Annotated in this window: 15 protein-coding genes; 8 read left to right on the top strand and 7 right to left on the bottom strand. The window is 57.8% G+C overall.

All coding sequences use genetic code 11. The annotated features are described in order from the left end of the window. Positions 1 to 19: 19 nt before the first annotated feature. From ABTV22_RS23290 to ABTV22_RS23260, 7 genes are all read right to left on the bottom strand, one after another. Complete coding sequence (locus tag ABTV22_RS23290) at positions 20 to 979, bottom strand: hypothetical protein (protein WP_433736779.1); 960 nt, start codon at positions 977 to 979, stop codon at positions 20 to 22. Between the two features lie 318 nt (positions 980 to 1,297). Then, entirely contained in the window at positions 1,298 to 1,525 is a 228-nt protein-coding gene (locus tag ABTV22_RS23285) for a pyocin S6 family toxin immunity protein (RefSeq protein ID WP_433736778.1), read from the bottom strand. Then, positions 1,522 to 2,697, bottom strand: coding sequence for a colicin E3/pyocin S6 family cytotoxin (locus tag ABTV22_RS23280; RefSeq protein ID WP_433736777.1), 1,176 nt, complete (start codon positions 2,695 to 2,697; stop codon positions 1,522 to 1,524). Before ABTV22_RS23280 ends, ABTV22_RS23285 begins: the two co-directional genes overlap by 4 nt. 349 nt (positions 2,698 to 3,046) lie before the next feature. Then, complete coding sequence (locus ABTV22_RS23275) at positions 3,047 to 3,760, bottom strand: HNH endonuclease (protein ID WP_433736776.1); 714 nt, start codon at positions 3,758 to 3,760, stop codon at positions 3,047 to 3,049. Between the two features lie 112 nt (positions 3,761 to 3,872). Beyond that, on the bottom strand, positions 3,873 to 4,439 hold the full coding sequence (locus ABTV22_RS23270) for a BRO-N domain-containing protein (protein WP_433736775.1): 567 nt from the start codon (positions 4,437 to 4,439) through the stop codon (positions 3,873 to 3,875). A gap of 355 nt (positions 4,440 to 4,794) precedes the next feature. After that, on the bottom strand, positions 4,795 to 6,042 hold the full coding sequence (locus ABTV22_RS23265; RefSeq protein ID WP_433736774.1) for a ribonucleotide-diphosphate reductase subunit beta: 1,248 nt from the start codon (positions 6,040 to 6,042) through the stop codon (positions 4,795 to 4,797). Between the two features lie 541 nt (positions 6,043 to 6,583). Then, entirely contained in the window at positions 6,584 to 6,847 is a 264-nt protein-coding gene (locus tag ABTV22_RS23260) for a DUF2790 domain-containing protein (RefSeq protein WP_433736773.1), read from the bottom strand. Positions 6,848 to 7,311: 464 nt separating this feature from the next. Between ABTV22_RS23260 and acs the strand changes: the two genes are divergently transcribed. From acs to ABTV22_RS23220, 8 genes are all read left to right on the top strand, one after another. Continuing rightward, the gene (gene acs / locus ABTV22_RS23255) at positions 7,312 to 9,267 is read left to right on the top strand and encodes an acetate--CoA ligase (protein WP_433736772.1); all 1,956 of its coding nucleotides are present in this window, start codon (positions 7,312 to 7,314) and stop codon (positions 9,265 to 9,267) included. A gap of 698 nt (positions 9,268 to 9,965) precedes the next feature. Beyond that, entirely contained in the window at positions 9,966 to 10,745 is a 780-nt protein-coding gene (locus ABTV22_RS23250; protein ID WP_433736771.1) for an ABC transporter substrate-binding protein, read from the top strand. A gap of 92 nt (positions 10,746 to 10,837) precedes the next feature. Further along, positions 10,838 to 11,527: an ABC transporter permease gene (locus ABTV22_RS23245; protein ID WP_433736770.1), complete on the top strand. Its 690-nt coding sequence runs from the start codon at positions 10,838 to 10,840 to the stop codon at positions 11,525 to 11,527. Further along, a complete protein-coding gene (locus ABTV22_RS23240) occupies positions 11,524 to 12,222 on the top strand; it encodes an ABC transporter permease (protein WP_431760309.1) in 699 nt (232 codons plus the stop codon). Before ABTV22_RS23245 ends, ABTV22_RS23240 begins: the two co-directional genes overlap by 4 nt. A gap of 1 nt (position 12,223) precedes the next feature. After that, positions 12,224 to 13,336 (top strand): M14 family metallopeptidase, encoded by a 1,113-nt coding sequence (locus ABTV22_RS23235; RefSeq protein WP_433736769.1) that lies wholly within the window; start codon positions 12,224 to 12,226, stop codon positions 13,334 to 13,336. A 28-nt stretch (positions 13,337 to 13,364) separates the two neighbouring features. Next, on the top strand, positions 13,365 to 14,129 hold the full coding sequence (locus ABTV22_RS23230; RefSeq protein WP_007971015.1) for an ABC transporter ATP-binding protein: 765 nt from the start codon (positions 13,365 to 13,367) through the stop codon (positions 14,127 to 14,129). Positions 14,130 to 14,363: 234 nt separating this feature from the next. Continuing rightward, entirely contained in the window at positions 14,364 to 15,344 is a 981-nt protein-coding gene (gene argR / locus ABTV22_RS23225) for a transcriptional regulator ArgR (RefSeq protein WP_433736768.1), read from the top strand. A 336-nt stretch (positions 15,345 to 15,680) separates the two neighbouring features. Then, complete coding sequence (locus tag ABTV22_RS23220; protein WP_433736767.1) at positions 15,681 to 16,901, top strand: aspartate aminotransferase family protein; 1,221 nt, start codon at positions 15,681 to 15,683, stop codon at positions 16,899 to 16,901. The last annotated feature ends 125 nt before the right edge of the window (positions 16,902 to 17,026 follow it).

The following is a 17,026-nucleotide window of genomic DNA, read 5'->3' as shown; positions in this document are numbered from 1 at the left end:
TGAGAGATCGTTGGAGGTCCTAACCTTCCAGTCCCGGTGCCTCCCGCACAACCAAGTGATCCAGGTTCTCGATGTTGGCACTGAACACCCCGAACGTCTGCTCGGGGTTTTTCTTGCTCGGCACCTGCTTCAGCTCCGGCGTCGCCCCATAAAAGAAGCAATACAACTCCCGCCCACTGTCGATGGCATGCTTGATCTCCGCCAGAAACGCCTTGCGCTTGCGATAGCCCTCGATCAGCTTCTTGCTCAGGTAAACATTGACCGAATACGGCTTCTTCTCGAACCAGACCTTCTTCTCGAAATCGATGCGAAAACTCTGGGTGTAGTCCTTGATTTCCTTGATCCGGCCCCAGTAAATCAGCCCCTTGTTGTCTTGCAGATACTCGATCTTCTTGAAAAACGCGCTGTAGGTTGCGGTGTGCTCGCCGATCTTCAACGGCATGCGCTTGAGCAGTTCCTTGTCCTCGAAATTCGAGACAAAACACTCCACCGGATGGGCGAAAACATGGGTCTTGTCCGGTGCCGAATCCTGGGCGGAAGGCTCGACACTACTGTCCGCGGGATATGTTGTCGGCTCCTCCCTCACAACGTCCGACACGATCTCCGAGCTGTGGGACTTGCGCACATACTGACGCCGAGTCAGTAACAACTCCGACGGAAAATGCTCCTCACGCCCGTCATCCGTTTCCGTCTCCACATCTGACGCCGTCGACTTCAAGCTCCCATAAGCACACCCCTCGACATGCCGCGTACTCGGCAGGTTCTTGAAATGGGGCGTGCGCACATAGTTCACATTCTTGGCGTTAAACGTCCCCAGCTCATTTGCTGAGTTAAACGCCAAACGACAAGCATCGTTGGGGCACTGGAAATGCTCCTGGGCGGAATCGAACGCCACCGTCTCGTCGAAATTGAGATCGCGTACGTCGTAGATCGACAGCTTGTCGTCGAGGCTGAGGCAGTAGGCGAGGTCGAATTTCATGGAAGGACTCGGGTCCGTGAGGGGAAGGGTATTAATAGCGGGAGGTCGGACGAGTTGCACTCACTGTTTTCAACACCCCCAAAATCAGTGACAACCCACCAAACCTGTAGGAGCGAGCATGCTCGCGATTCCCAAACCCACCACAACCATCAAGCCATCCACCAACCCGTGGCGAGGGGATTTATCCCCGCTGGGCCGCGAAGCGGCCCCAAAACCAGTAAACACTGAACATCAGATAAACCGCGATATGCTGGATGGCGCTTGCTGCGCAGCCGAACGGGAGCAAGCTCCCTCGCCACAGGTTTTCTTTGGTTTTCTTCAACTATCACTGCTGGTTAGAAACAGTGTTAGGTTGTCCGGGAGTGATATGGCGCAGGTGTGCTCGATTGCATTTATTTGTTTTTCCGTCAGTTCGTAGTCATATAAATAATCTTCTTCACTTTCCCAGTTCATTAATGCTGCTAGCTCGTCGCTGAGAATCGTCAGTGTTTTTTCGTATGAAGCAAAATCATCTCCGTCGCGTACTCCCATAATTTTGTGCTTCAAGGTTCAATCCTCCGTGTTGGATCTGCAGGTTTGTTCTGAAATCCTGAGTTATGGTCGAACTCACCCAAATGTTTCCCGCGCTTGTTGTATTTCTCCAGTGCACCGTGCTGAAAGTCCCATTCGTAAATCGTGCCTGATTCGTCCTTCCAGCGAGGGCGTAAACCACCACCCTTCATACGCGTTTTAGGTGGGGCCCATTTTGCACTTGGGAACGCGGGTAGTGCGCCCGGTTTTGGGTGGTACTTGTGAGAGATGCTAACAACAACATAAACCGGCCTAACCCCCGACCCCACCGGAAACACCAGAATGAAATCCTTGTACTCCGGCGGGTAGATCGGGTTCACGATGATCGCGTCAGCGTGTTTGTTCGGCGGAAAGACCCATATGTGCGGCGCTTGCGGAGCGGCTTCCAGTTTCGGAATGCCAAGGATGTCGGCGCCGTCGACGGCCGGGGTCCAGATCAGTTCGATACCTTCACCGAGATCGGCGACGTACTGGCTGCCGCGGGGCGCGATCTGCACGACAGCGACCATTTCCCAGTCAAGGTTCTTGCCGGTGTAGAAGGCGTAGCCCTTGAGGCTGCCGTCGGCTTGCTGTTCGACCTGCAGGCGCATGCGCGAGCGGGCCTGCTTGAGGGCACGGAGTTGCTCTTCGGTGTAGAGAGCGCTGTCGCCTAGGCTGGGTGTCCAGAACACGGCGACAAGGCCGGCCAATGCAGCCGTTGTCGCAGTACCGAGCGCAGCGGCGGCGCCAAGGGTCGGAGTGCGCAGTGCAAGCCGGCCAACACCCAGCGCAACAGTCGAGCCGCTGATCGTTTGCAGATTCAGCAGCCCTTCATCGTCGACCTCGCGAGCACCGAGCCAGGCGATTTCGCCGTAGTCACTGAGGCTGTCGGTGGGCACCATACCCGAGGGATTGGCATAGCTGATAATCGCGTCCGGCAGCTTGCAGGACTTGGCGAAGACGCAACCGTGAGGCGTGATGGTTTGTTTTTCCTCGACCACGTCACGACGGCGCATGAAGGCTTCTTGCCTGGCGAGCATGGCGTCGTAGTCAGCTTGCAGGGCGTCGAACACGGCCATTTCATCGGCCGTCATGTAGCGGTAATTGACGTGATGGCCATCGCCGGAGGGCGGGGTTTGAATCAGGGGGAGGTGCTTGTTGCGAGCCACTGACTGTCCTTGTGAGTTCGTCCATCGGCAGCCCCGGATCAGGGCTGCGCGACGTTAACGAGCGGGACGGTTTGTGGCTGTAGGACGGGGCTTCGATGACGGTAGGCGTTGTCTCTGATACTCAGGATCGCAGAGCAATGCTCCTACGGCTCATTGGTTTTATAGGCTTGAGAGTGTTGTCAGTAGTTGCCTGTCATCAAACTGTGGCGAGGGGATTTATCCCCGTTGGGTCGCGAAGCGGCCCCAAAACCAGCAAACGCAGTACATCAGATCAGCCGATTTGCTGGATGGCGCCTGCTGCGCAGCCGAACGGGAGCAAGCTCCCTCGCCACAGGATTTGTTCGTTTACTTACTCACGTTCCAACCGTTTCACTTTTAAATAAAGCGAAGTGGTGAACGCCTCTCGATCGCTCGAATGGTGACAACGGCGATGACAGTTCGGACACAGCGCAACAGCATTGCTTGGCCTGTCTGAGCCGTCTTGTGCCAAATGCTTAACGTGATGAACCTCAAGAAACGGCCGGCCATCCTTTTCGAACGGAGCCGGTTCGCCACACCCTTCGCATTTGCCTTCCGCCTGTTGGCGAACCCAAGCTCTGACTTCTGGGTCGCGAAAATATGACTTCCCGTTGGACGTCGTTTGAACAGGTTTCTCAATCCCCTTCGGTTTAACTTTGATCGGTTGCCGTTCAAGCTTGGCTGCTCGTCGCTCCAGAGTTGCCTCGTCCGCAGTCGGGGCAAAATCTTCGGGAACTGAAGGCTCTAAAGCATTGAGTGCTTCGCGAATGCTAGTTGCAACATTGGCGCCGACATTTCTAGCGGGTTTATAGCCCTCAATACGAGCCCGCCCGAGTTCAACCAATACGGTAGAGATGTTCTGCATTCGAAACTCAACCGAGCCTTTGGTCCGACCAGCTAATGCCCCTTCGCGCAGTACCCGATTTTCGTAAGCCTTGTTGATCGCCTGACCATTCTGTTCGCGAGACAGCATGCTGAGGTAGGCATCGACCGCCGCTTGAATCTCTGCGGCACTCCAATCGCTGTTGCTCTTTTCCGTATCCATACAATCGCCGAGGGTTGAGTTCCCACGGACGATACTGAGTGGCCATCACGGCTGTCTACGAAAATTCCTACATAAAAAAACGACAAATCTCACGAGTCCCCCTACAAACGCATCACCTAGCTATCGGGCGCTTCGACGGCTGAATCGCCTGCACAACTTTCCGCCACCAAGGTTTTGCCGCAGTTACTTGCCGTTGCGTCTGGTCGTTCAACCAAAACGGCATGTCCCGCAACCGAATCCAACCCTCATCCTGCCAATGCAGCAAGCTCAGCGACATCTCCGGCCAATCCAACACACTCAACATCGGCCTATCCGAATTTCCCGGGGACTTTGCATCGCGTAGGGCCGGCACCACCTGATGGGTCAACCACTCACGTAGTAATCGATTCCCAGGAATGTAGTGATACACCAGCAGTGCATACACACCGGACTCGCTGAGCATCAGCTGTTGTTCTGATTTACGGAAATACTCAATCCAACAAATGTGACGCTGGTCCTTATCCAGCTTGCTGACCGTGCGATCGCTCAGATGGACACCCATCAATCGGCCGACATCGCGGGCGCAGAACCAGACTTGGTTTTCGAGGAGGAGGGCGTGAAGGGGGAGGTTATGGCGAGTGAAGATTGTCGGGCTGAAGGATTCCTGCACGACCGGCCGTTGTGGGTTTTCTGCAGGCATATCCTTGACCTCTACGTGCGAAGTTGAAGAGGGCCGGAACCCGACGTAGAGGGATCTATGAAATCCCAACAAACTGTTCCTTTTGCACATAGCGCATTTGTGGCTGATGTCAGCATGCGTTCGATGTGATGGAAGTCAGTTTCTACGTTGGGCGTTTCTTAGGCACCTGCACAAATCTTAGGGCGGCTTGAAGTGGCCCTCAATACAGATCGTGCTGGAGTTTTTGTAGGAGTTTTAGTCTCTGGTGAGATTGTAAGTAGGCGTTTTCTTACCCAATAAAAAGCCCCGATCAGATCGGGGCTCTTAGAGGTTCGATTTGCCGATTTACATCGTCAAATCGCGGCTTGTTCTGGAATCAATCCCAGCTCAACGCACCACCGGTTTGGTATTCAATTACACGAGTCTCAAAGAAGTTCTTCTCTTTCTTCAAGTCCATGATCTCGCTCATCCAAGGGAACGGGTTAGTGGTCCCTGGGTACTCTTCCTTCAAACCAATCTGCGACAGACGACGGTTAGCGATGAACTTCAGGTAGTCCTCCATCATCGCCGCGTTCATGCCCAACACGCCACGAGGCATGGTGTCACGAGCGTATTCGATCTCCAGCTGAGTACCTTGCAGAATCATCTGGGTCGCTTCTTCCTTCATCTCGGCATCCCACAGGTGTGGGTTTTCGATTTTGATCTGGTTGATCACGTCGATGCCGAAGTTCAGGTGCATGGATTCGTCGCGCAGGATGTATTGGAACTGCTCGGCGACGCCGGTCATTTTGTTGCGACGGCCCATGGAGAGGATTTGGGTGAAGCCGCAGTAGAAGAAGATGCCTTCCAGAACGCAGTAGTAGGCGATCAGGTTGCGCAGCAGCTCTTTGTCAGTCTCGACGGTGCCGGTGGTGAATTTCGGGTCGGAGATCGAACGGGTGTATTTGAGGCCCCAGGTGGCTTTTTTCGCGACCGATGGGATCTCGTGGTACATGTTGAAGATCTCGCCTTCATCCATGGCCAGCGATTCGATGCAGTACTGGTAGGCGTGGGTGTGGATCGCCTCTTCGAACGCCTGGCGCAGGATGTACTGGCGGCATTCCGGGTTGGTGATCAGGCGGTAGACGGCCAGGACCAGGTTGTTGGCGACCAGGGAGTCGGCGGTGGAGAAGAAGCCGAGGTTGCGCATCACGATGCGGCGCTCGTCGTCGGTCAGGCCTTCCGGGTTTTTCCAGAGGGCGATGTCGGCGGTCATGTTGACTTCTTGCGGCATCCAGTGGTTTGCGCAGCCGTCCAGGTATTTCTGCCAGGCCCAGTCGTACTTGAAGGGCACGAGCTGGTTGAGGTCGGCGCGGCAGTTGATCATACGCTTTTCGTCAACGGCGACACGGGCGGAAGCGCCTTCGAGTTCGGCGAGGCCTTCGGCGACGTCGAGAGAATCCAGGGCGGCTTTGGCGCGGGCCACGGCGGCGGAGTCGGCAGCGGTCACGGCACGAGCTTCCAGGGCGGCGGCACCGCCGGCGCTGTCGAGACGGTCCATGGTGGCTTCAGCGGCGTGGCCGGCGTTTGCGCTCTTGGCCACTACTTCCGTGTCTTCTTTGTCGAATTCGTCCCAGCTCAGCATGACGTGTCGTCTCCTGCGTGAGGGCCAGATTGCCCGTGTGAAATGTGATGGTCTGGTTTTTCACACGGCGTACTGGCCGCGTTGGATAGCGTTTTTTGCAGCGGTTACACGCAGGCAAATAAACATAATTTTGTACGGGGTCCGAGAGCCATTGGCGGGCGCAGGAATCGGTGAGGACTCCGGCCGGGGCTTCAGACTGGCTGTCATCCCTGTAAGGGAATATTGCAGGCCCGTTTAAGGCGGCATTATAGGGAAATTTTTACGGCCGTGGTGGGGCGAATCCGCGCATGGAGCGGCCGAGAGGGCAGGTTTTTCGGTCAGAGCGAGGGTTTATGGGGCTTTGGCGAGAGCAGATTTTTTTTCGAAAAAATGGCTTGACTGCGTGATTGCTTAAAAAATGAGCGAAAAAAGGCATTTTTTACTACATCTTGTGTTTTGAATCGCTTTTCGACGACTCCAGACACAACTGAGCCCGACCGAAGTCGGGCTGAAATCGACCTTTAGCGCTAGAAGCAAAGGTGGCCGATTCGGTGCAGTCTGATCAGCCGCCGGAGCAGCCGTTACCCATGACGCTGTAGCGCAGAATATGGCGCTGACCCTTGGAGTCGTCATATTCCATTTTCGCCGGGACGACTTCGCAAACACTCGGAACTTCGCTCATGGAGATAACTTTGGCGATGTCCAGGTTCATTGAGTAAGTGTATTCCTCGATGGCGGGTTGTTGCTGCGCGACATCAGTCTGGACCTCGTCTGCCATGGCGGTTGCGCACAGACTGCTGAGGGCCAGTACCAATAAAGCTTTCATTTAAGTTTTACCTTTTTGAGGGCGAAGGGGGTCACGCAACCTTTTTAAGGTTGCGTGTGGAACTGCACTACTGGGTTTTGGGTTAACTGCCTTCGTGGGGGCTGTAACTGCGTTAACTCAGGTTGCCGGGTTGGCGAGGCGAATTTTAGGCGTGGGGGTGGCATTCATATAGGCGTGGTTTTGATAAACACCTTTGACAGATCCTGTAACAATCCCCAGAAGACCACCGGTAATCGCCTGTGTAGGAGCTGCCGAAGGCTGCGATCTTTTGATTTTGTTTTTTCAGCACCATTGCAAAGATCAAAAGATCGCAGCCTGCGGCAGCTCCTACAGGGGAGGGTGGTGGTGGGGGATTCAGGGCAATTTGTATGGGCTTGTTACTACCATCGTCGAATGGTTCTATAGGCACCGCCCGGCTAAAACAGTGGCCATACAAAAACAACTATTCCACCGAGGTAAGAAAGATGAGTGCGGCTTCTCTGTATCCCGTTCGTCCCGAGGTTCTGGCCAATACGCTGACTGATGAAGCGACCTACAAGGCCATGTACCAGCAGTCGGTCGTCAACCCGGACGGTTTCTGGCGCGAGCAAGCCAAGCGCCTCGATTGGATCAAGCCTTTCACCACGGTAAAGCAAACCTCCTTCGACGATCACCATGTCGACATCAAGTGGTTCGCCGACGGCACCCTGAACGTTTCCTACAACTGCCTCGACCGTCATCTGGCCGAGCGCGGCGATCAAGTCGCGATCATCTGGGAAGGGGATGACCCTTCCGAAAGCCGCAACATCACCTACCGCGAACTCCACGAACAAGTCTGCAAGTTCGCCAACGCCCTGCGTGGCCAGGATGTGCACCGCGGCGACGTGGTGACCATCTATATGCCGATGATTCCCGAAGCCGTGGTCGCCATGCTGGCGTGCACCCGGATCGGCGCGATTCACTCGGTGGTGTTCGGCGGTTTCTCGCCGGAAGCCCTGGCCGGTCGCATCATCGACTGCCGCTCCAAAGTGGTGATCACGGCCGACGAAGGCATCCGTGCCGGCAAGAAGATCCCGCTCAAGGCCAATGTCGACGACGCCCTGACCAACCCGGAAACCAGCAGCATCCAGAAAGTCATCGTGTGCAAGCGCACCGGTGGCGATATCAAGTGGAACCAGCACCGCGACATCTGGTTCGAAGACCTGATGAAAGTGGCTGGCACCGTGTGTGCGCCAAAAGAGATGGGCGCCGAAGAAGCGCTGTTCATCCTTTACACCTCCGGCTCCACCGGTAAGCCGAAAGGCGTGCAGCACACCACCGGCGGCTATCTGTTGTACGCGGCCATGACCCATGAGCGCGTGTTCGACTACCGTCCGGGCGAAATCTACTGGTGCACCGCTGACGTCGGTTGGGTCACCGGCCACAGCTACATCGTTTACGGCCCGCTGGCCAACGGCGCGACCACGCTGTTGTTCGAAGGTGTGCCGAACTATCCGGACATCACCCGGGTGGCGAAAATCGTCGACAAGCACAAGGTCAACATCCTCTACACCGCACCGACCGCGATCCGCGCCATGATGGCTTCGGGCACCGCCGCCGTTGAAGGCGCCGATGGCAGCAGCCTGCGCCTGCTGGGTTCGGTGGGCGAACCGATCAACCCGGAAGCCTGGGAGTGGTACTACAAGAATGTCGGCAAGTCTCGTTGCCCGATCGTCGATACCTGGTGGCAGACTGAAACCGGCGGCAACATGATGAGCCCGCTGCCGGGCGCCCATGCCATGAAGCCGGGTTCTGCGGCGCGTCCATTCTTCGGTGTGGTGCCGGCGCTGGTGGACAACCTGGGCAACATCATCGAGGGCGAGGCCGAGGGCAACCTGGTGATTCTCGATTCGTGGCCAGGCCAGGCCCGTACCCTGTACGGCGACCACGACCGCTTCGTCGATACCTACTTCAAGACCTTCCGTGGCATGTACTTCACGGGTGACGGCGCGCGTCGCGATGCCGATGGTTACTACTGGATCACCGGTCGAGTGGACGACGTGCTCAACGTGTCCGGCCACCGCATGGGGACTGCCGAGATCGAAAGCGCGATGGTCGCCCACCCGAAAGTCGCCGAAGCGGCGGTGGTCGGTGTGCCGCACGACATCAAAGGGCAGGGCATCTATGTCTACGTCACCCTGAAAAATGGCGAAGAGCCGAACGAGCAACTGCGCCTGGAACTGAAGAACTGGGTACGCAAGGAAATCGGCCCGATTGCTTCGCCGGATGTGATCCAGTGGGCGCCTGGCCTGCCGAAGACCCGTTCGGGCAAGATCATGCGCCGGATCCTGCGCAAGATCGCCACCGCGGAGTACGAAGGCTTGGGCGATATCTCCACCCTGGCTGACCCGAGTGTGGTGCAGCATTTGATTGATACGCACAAGACGATGAATGTGGCGTAAGTAGCGTTCGGCGTTATCGAAGCCCTGCCAGGTGTTGCGCCTGGTGGGGCTTTTTTGTGCCTGAGGGTTTTGCATGGATTGGGCGGGCCCCATCGCGGGCAAGCCTTGCTCCTACAGAGTCGGCGTCGTGTCGAAGGGTGAAGATCGACGCAAAACCTGTAGGAGCAAGGCTTGCCCGCGATGGCGGCCCATCTGACGCTGCATAAACATCAGCCAATAATTATCGGCTTCCCCTGTCAGTGCTTTCCCACTGTTACCCGACAGCTTTCAAGTTACTGAATGTGTAACCGCCTGCGCCGATGCGGGGCATTGGGAAACGCAAAATGCCAGCCATGGCGCATTTCAGGTGCTCAAAAAAATAACACCCCACGCCAAGCTTGCCGGATTAGAAGGGTTTGCCAATAATAGGCCCACAATTTGCTACATGTATCGGTTCACTGTCTTTTGCCTTTGCATGAATTTGCAGGGCTGTCAATGTGCCTAAATGGCATTCTCGGTGCTTCTGTAACTAGTTGTCGCATTGAAGAAATATCGGCCTCGGGCCTGTCGTTAGAATGCCGATCATTCGCTCGTCGTTGCCTGTGTTGAAAATTCGCACGCGCAATGTAGGACGCAGCAACGCTTTCCGGTTCCACTCATTCGCATATTGGGCTGTCGCTCACTCTGCCGTTTTAGCCCTTTTCCGATGGAGTCCCAAGATGAAGAAACTCGTGCTGCTTGGCGCCCTGGCACTGTCCACCGTGCTGTCCCTGCCAACCTTCGCCGATGAAAAACCTCTGAAAATCGGTATTGAAGCGGCTTACCCTCCATTCGCCTCCAAAGCACCGGACGGCAGCATCGTTGGCTTCGACTACGACATCGGCAATGCACTGTGCGAAGAGATGAAGGTCAAGTGCGTGTGGGTCGAGCAAGAGTTCGACGGTCTGATCCCGGCACTGAAAGTGCGCAAGATCGACGCGATCCTGTCGTCCATGTCGATCACTGAAGACCGCAAGAAGTCCGTGGACTTCACCAACAAGTACTACAACACCCCGGCCCGCCTGGTCATGAAGGCCGGCACTCAGGTCAGCGATAACCTGGCCGAACTCAAGGGCAAGAACATCGGCGTGCAACGTGGTTCGATCCACGAGCGCTTCGCCCGCGAAGTCCTGGCCCCGCTGGGTGCCGAGATCAAGCCATACGGTTCGCAGAACGAAATTTATCTGGATGTGGCCGCCGGCCGCCTCGACGGCACCGTGGCAGACGCTACGCTGCTCAATGACGGTTTCCTGAAAACCGACGCTGGCAAGGGTTTCGCCTTCGCCGGCCCGGCGTTCACCGACGTCAAATACTTCGGTGACGGTGTCGGTATCGCCGTGCGCAAGGGTGACAAGGCCGAGCTGGACAAGCTCAACGCTGCCATCGCGGCCATCCGCGAAAACGGCAAGTACAAGCAAATCCAGGACAAGTACTTCGACTTCGATATTTACGGCAAGTAAGTACGTCGCATCGACCCGTCCGAAATGGCGCAAGCAACAGGATCTCTGAGGTTTGCGCCATTTTTTCATCCCAACTTTCGAGGACCTGAATCATGTTGAAAGGCTACGGGGCTGTCATCCTCGATGGCGTTTGGCTGACGCTTCAGCTCGCCTTGTCGTCCATGGCCCTGGCCATTGTCCTGGGCCTGATCGGCGTGGCGCTGCGCCTGTCGCCGGTGCGTTGGCTGGCCTGGCTGGGCGATTTGTATGCCACGGTGATCCGCGGGATTCCCGATCTGGTGCTGATCCTGCTGATCTTCTACGGCGGCCAGGACATGCTCAACCGCGTCGCGCCAATGCTGGGCTATGACGAATACATCGACCTGAACCCCTTGGCCGCCGGTATCGGCACCCTGGGCTTCATCTTCGGCGCGTACCTGTCGGAAACCTTCCGTGGCGCGTTCATGGCGATCCCCAAGGGGCAGGCCGAAGCCGGCATGGCCTATGGCATGAGCAGTTTCCAGGTGTTCTTCCGGGTGATGGTGCCGCAGATGATTCGCCTGGCGATTCCGGGGTTCACCAACAACTGGCTGGTCTTGACCAAGGCTACCGCGCTGATTTCGGTGGTGGGGCTGCAAGACATGATGTTCAAGGCCAAGCAGGCGGCCGATGCCACCCGTGAGCCTTTCACCTTCTTCCTCGCAGTGGCGGCGTTGTACCTGGTGATCACCAGCGTCTCGTTGCTGGCACTGCGTCACCTCGAGAAGCGCTACTCGGTAGGCGTAAGGGCGGCTGAGCTATGATCTTCGACTACAACGTCATTTGGGAGGCCTTGCCGCTGTACCTCGGCGGCCTGGTGACCACCCTCAAGCTGCTCGCGCTGTCGCTGTTCTTCGGCCTGCTGTGTGCGTTGCCGCTGGGCTTGATGCGCGTGTCGAAAAACGCCGTGGTCAACATGACGGCGTGGCTCTACACCTACGTGATCCGCGGCACGCCGATGCTGGTGCAGCTGTTTTTGATCTACTACGGCTTGGCGCAATTCGAGGCCGTGCGCGAAAGCTTCCTGTGGCCCTGGCTGTCCAGCGCGACCTTCTGTGCTTGCCTGGCTTTTGCGATCAACACCAGCGCCTACACCGCCGAAATCATCGCCGGCAGCCTGCGCGCCACGCCGAACGGTGAAATCGAAGCGGCCAAGGCCATGGGCATGTCGCGGGTCAAGATGTACAAGCGCATTCTGCTGCCGTCGGCCCTGCGCCGGGCGCTGCCGCAGTACAGCAACGAAGTGATCATGATGCTGCAGACCACCAGTCTGGCGTCCATCGTGACCCTGATCGACATCACCGGTGCCGCGCGCACGGTCAACGCCCAGTTCTACCTGCCGTTCGAGGCGTACATCACCGCCGGCGTGTTCTACCTGTGCCTGACCTTCATTCTGGTGAAACTGTTCAAACTGGCCGAACGCCGTTGGTTGGGCTACCTGGCCCCGCGGAAGCACTGATATGGAACGCATCGATCATGTATTGCCGTGGAGCCATCTCGGCAGTGAGCGTCAGGTTTCGGTGTTCCGTTTCGGCGCTGGCGAGCGCAAGGCCTACATCCAGGCCAGCCTGCACGCTGATGAACTGCCGGGCATGCGCACGGCCTGGGCGCTGAAAAAGCGTCTGGCCGAACTCGAAGCCCAAGGCTTGCTCAATGGTGTGATCGAATTGGTGCCAGTGGCCAACCCACTGGGCCTCGGTCAGCTGTTGCAGGGCAATCATCAGGGGCGTTTCGAGGCCGGCAGCGGCAAGAATTTCAACCGCGATTTCGTTGAGCTCAGCGCGCCGGTGGCCGCTCGACTCGACGGGCATCTGGGCGATGATCCGCACGCCAACATCCGTTTGATCCGCCAGGCCATGAGCGATCACCTGGCGGCATTGCCAGAAGCGAGCAGCCAGTTGCAGGGCATGCAACGCGTCCTGCTCAGCCACGCTTGCACCGCCGATGTCGTACTGGATCTGCATTGCGATGCCGAAGCGGCACTGCACATGTATGCCTTGCCGCAGCATTGGCCGCAGTGGCGCTCACTGGCCGCGCATCTGGATGTGAAGGTCGGTCTGTTGGCGGAGGACTCCGGCGGCAGCTCGTTTGACGAGGCTTGTTCGTTGCCATGGCTGCGTTTGTCGCGTCTGTTCCCGGAGGCGCAGATTCCCTTGGCGTGCCTGGCGACTACCCTTGAATTGGGCGGTCAGGCCGACACCGGTCGCTTAGAGACCGAGGCATACGCCGAAGGCATTCTGGCGTTCCTCGCCGAGCAGGGCCTGATCAGCGGCGACTGGCCTGCACCTGCACAGGACGCGTGCGAAGGCATGCCGTTCGAAGGCACCGAATTGTTGTTCGCGCCGCATCCGGGCGTGGTGAGTTTTCTGCGTAAACCCGGCGAGTGGATCGAGGCCGGTGACGAAATTTTCGAAGTGATCGATCCGCTGGCGGATCGGGTCAGCACGGTGTGTGCTGGTACGTCCGGGGTGCTGTTTGCCATTGAACGGCTGCGTTATGCCCAACCCGGTTTCTGGCTGGCCAAGGTGGCGGGGCGCGAAGCGCTGCGTCACGGGCGCTTGCTCAACGACTGACTGACTGCTTTTTGTGAGAACCGACCGCATGTACAAACTTGAAGTCCAAGACCTGCATAAACGCTATGGCAGTCACGAAGTGCTCAAGGGCGTGTCCCTGAAAGCGGCGGCTGGCGATGTGATCAGCATCATCGGCTCCAGTGGCTCCGGCAAAAGTACCTTCCTGCGTTGCATCAACCTGCTGGAGCAGCCGCACGCGGGCAAGATCCTGCTCAACAATGAAGAACTGAAGCTGGTGGCGAACAAGGACGGCGCGCTGAAGGCTGCCGACCCGAAACAGCTGCAACGCATGCGTTCGCGCCTGTCGATGGTGTTCCAGCACTTCAACCTGTGGTCGCACATGACTGCGCTGGAAAACATTATGGAAGCGCCGGTTCATGTGCTGGGCGTGTCCAAGGCTGAAGCCCGCGAAAAGGCCGAGCACTACCTGAACAAGGTTGGCGTGGCGCATCGCAAGGACGCCTACCCGGGCCACATGTCGGGCGGCGAACAGCAGCGCGTGGCGATTGCCCGTGCGCTGGCGATGGAGCCGGAAGTGATGCTGTTCGACGAACCGACTTCGGCTCTCGATCCGGAGCTGGTCGGCGACGTATTGAAGGTGATGCAGGCCCTGGCCCAGGAAGGCCGGACCATGGTGGTGGTGACTCACGAAATGGGTTTCGCCCGTGAAGTGTCGAACCAATTGGTGTTCCTGCACAAAGGTGTCGTCGAAGAAAGCGGCAACCCGCGTGAAGTGCTGGTGAACCCGCAATCCGAACGCTTGCAGCAATTCCTGTCGGGTAGCCTGAAGTAATCGGGGGTGCCGTTGCGCACCGCGATGGTGCATGCTTCGCAGTCAAAAGGCTGGCCCCTATCCCCTGTAGGAGCCGGCTTGCTGGCGATAGCGATAGGTCTGTGCCAGGAATGCAAGCTGGCACACCGCAATCGCCAGCAAGCCGGCCCCTACGGGTTTTAAGATGTGCGTTCATTTACGGGCTAGCATTGGCCCATGCCTTCATCACTGTTCTTCGCTTCGGATCGCTTGCCCATGACTGCCCATCGAATTGGTTTCCTGATTTGGCCCAGCACTAAAGCACTGACGCTTGCGCTGGCTGAGGAGGCCTTGCGTGTTGCTCAGCGTGTGCATCCGGACGTGGTTTACGAACTGTCGTTCTTGCAAGCCGAGCCGTCGACCGAAAGCGCCTGGCAATTGCCTGGTGAAGCCTGGACCGGCAAGCTCGAAAACTTCCAGAAACTGTTCCTGCTCGCCGACGAGCCACCGACCACGCTGGCGCCGGCGCTCAGCAGTGCGCTCAAGCAACTGGTGCGTTCCGGTTGCGTGATCGGTGGCCTCTCGGCCGGTGTCTATCCCTTGGCGCAACTGGGTTTGCTCGATGGTTATCGCGCCGCCGTGCACTGGCGTTGGCAGGACGATTTTGCCGAGCGTTTCCCGAAAGTCATCGCCACCAGTCATCTGTTCGACTGGGATCGCGATCGCCTGACCGCGTGCGGCGGTATGTCGGTACTCGACTTGCTGCTGGCGGTGCTGGCCCGTGATCACGGCGCGGAACTGGCTGGCGCGGTGTCGGAAGAGTTGGTGGTCGAGCGCATTCGCGAAGGCGGCGAGCGTCAGCGTATTCCGTTGCAGAATCGCCTCGGTTCCAGTCATCCGAAACTCACCCAGGCGGTGTTGTTGATGGAGGCCAACATCGAAGAGCCGCTGACCACCGACGAAATTGCCCAGCATGTCTGTGTGTCCCGTCGACAGTTGGAGCGGATCTTCAAGCAGTACCTCAACCGTGTGCCGAGCCAGTACTACTTGGAACTGCGCCTGAACAAGGCCCGGCAGATGTTGATGCAAACCAGCAAGTCGATCATCCAGATCGGCTTGTCCTGCGGCTTCTCCTCGGGGCCGCATTTCTCCAGCGCCTACCGCAACTTCTTCGGCGCAACGCCGCGGGAAGATCGCAACCAGCGGCGCAGCAGCAGCCCGTTCGAATTGTCATCGGTGCCCTCCGAGCGCGGCTAACCTTCCTTCCCTGTGTAGGAGCTGCCGAAGGCTGCGATCTTTTGATCTTTTAAAAGCAAGATCAGAAGATCGCAGCCTCGTTTCACTCGACAGCTCCTACATAGCTCCTGCGGGAGTTGGTAAATCAAATCCCCTCCAAGCCTGCCGTTAACTGCCTCGTACAGTTAAACTGCGCCTTTGCGACCCTATATGTCGCATTGCCGTAAACCCGGGAAAAACCGGGGTTTGCGCTATAAGAAGTTGTCGCTTGGCGGCAAGGCTAGGCTGAAAACTGTCCTTACAATCCCCCCATCGCTCGCCAGTTTCAGGCGAGTGTTTTCTCTTCAGGAGACTCCGATGTCCGTTGAGCACGCTGCGGTACAACGCGCCGATTTCGACCAGGTAATGGTTCCCAACTACGCGCCTGCCGCCTTTATTCCGGTACGTGGCGAAGGCTCCCGCGTCTGGGACCAGTCCGGCCGCGAGCTGATCGACTTCGCCGGCGGGATTGCCGTTAACGTATTGGGCCATGCACACCCGGCACTTGTCGGTGCCTTGACCGAGCAAGCCAACAAGCTGTGGCACGTGTCCAACGTGTTCACCAATGAGCCGGCCCTGCGCCTGGCCCATAAGCTGATCGACGCCACCTTTGCCGACCGTGCTTTCTTCTGCAACTCCGGCGCCGAAGCCAACGAGGCCGCTTTCAAGCTGGCCCGTCGTGTCGGTCACGATCGTTTCGGCAGCGAGAAGTACGAAATCATCGCCGCGCTCAACAGCTTCCACGGCCGTACTCTGTTCACCGTGAACGTTGGTGGTCAATCGAAGTACTCCGATGGCTTCGGTCCGAAGATCACCGGCATCAGCCACGTGCCGTACAACGATCTGGCCGCGCTGAAAGCCGCCATTTCCGACAAGACCTGCGCTGTGGTGCTGGAACCGATCCAGGGCGAGAGCGGCGTGATCCCGGCTGAACTCGAATACCTGCAAGGTGCTCGTGAGCTGTGCAACCAGCACAACGCGCTGCTGATTTTCGACGAAGTGCAAACCGGCATGGGCCGTACCGGCCATCTGTTTGCTTACCAGCACTACGGCGTGACGCCGGACATCCTGACCAGCGCCAAGAGCCTGGGCGGCGGTTTCCCGATCGCAGCGATGCTGACCACTGAAGACCTGGCCAAGCACTTGGTCGTCGGCACCCACGGCACCACCTACGGCGGCAACCCGCTGGCATGTGCGGTCGCCGAAGCGGTGGTCGATGTGATCAACACCCCTGAAGTGTTGGCGGGCGTGAAGGCCAAGCATGACAAGTTCAAGGCACGCCTTGAGCAGATCGGTGAGAAGTACGGCCTGTTCACCAAAGTCCGCGGCATGGGCTTGTTGATCGGTTGCGTGCTGAGCGATGCCTGGAAAGGCAAGGCCAAGGACGTCTTCAACGCTGCTGAACAAGAAGGTCTGATGGTGCTGCAAGCCGGTCCCGACGTGGTGCGCTTCGCGCCGAGCCTGGTGGTGGAAGATGCGGACATTGACGAAGGCCTGAACCGCTTCGAACGCGCTGCGGCAAAACTGACGCAAGCCTGATAGACCCTTCGGCGCCTGACATATCAGGCGTCGAACCCAATTTTTATGCCGGGCCCCGATGTTCTGTAGGAGCGAAGCTTGCTCGCGATGGTGTGTCAGCCACCTTGATGTCGACTGACACACCA

This window comes from Pseudomonas putida, from assembly GCF_050990305.1.
Classification (GTDB): Bacteria; Pseudomonadota; Gammaproteobacteria; order Pseudomonadales; family Pseudomonadaceae; genus Aquipseudomonas; species Aquipseudomonas putida_AH.
This window is presented reverse-complemented; position numbering and strand designations above follow the sequence as displayed.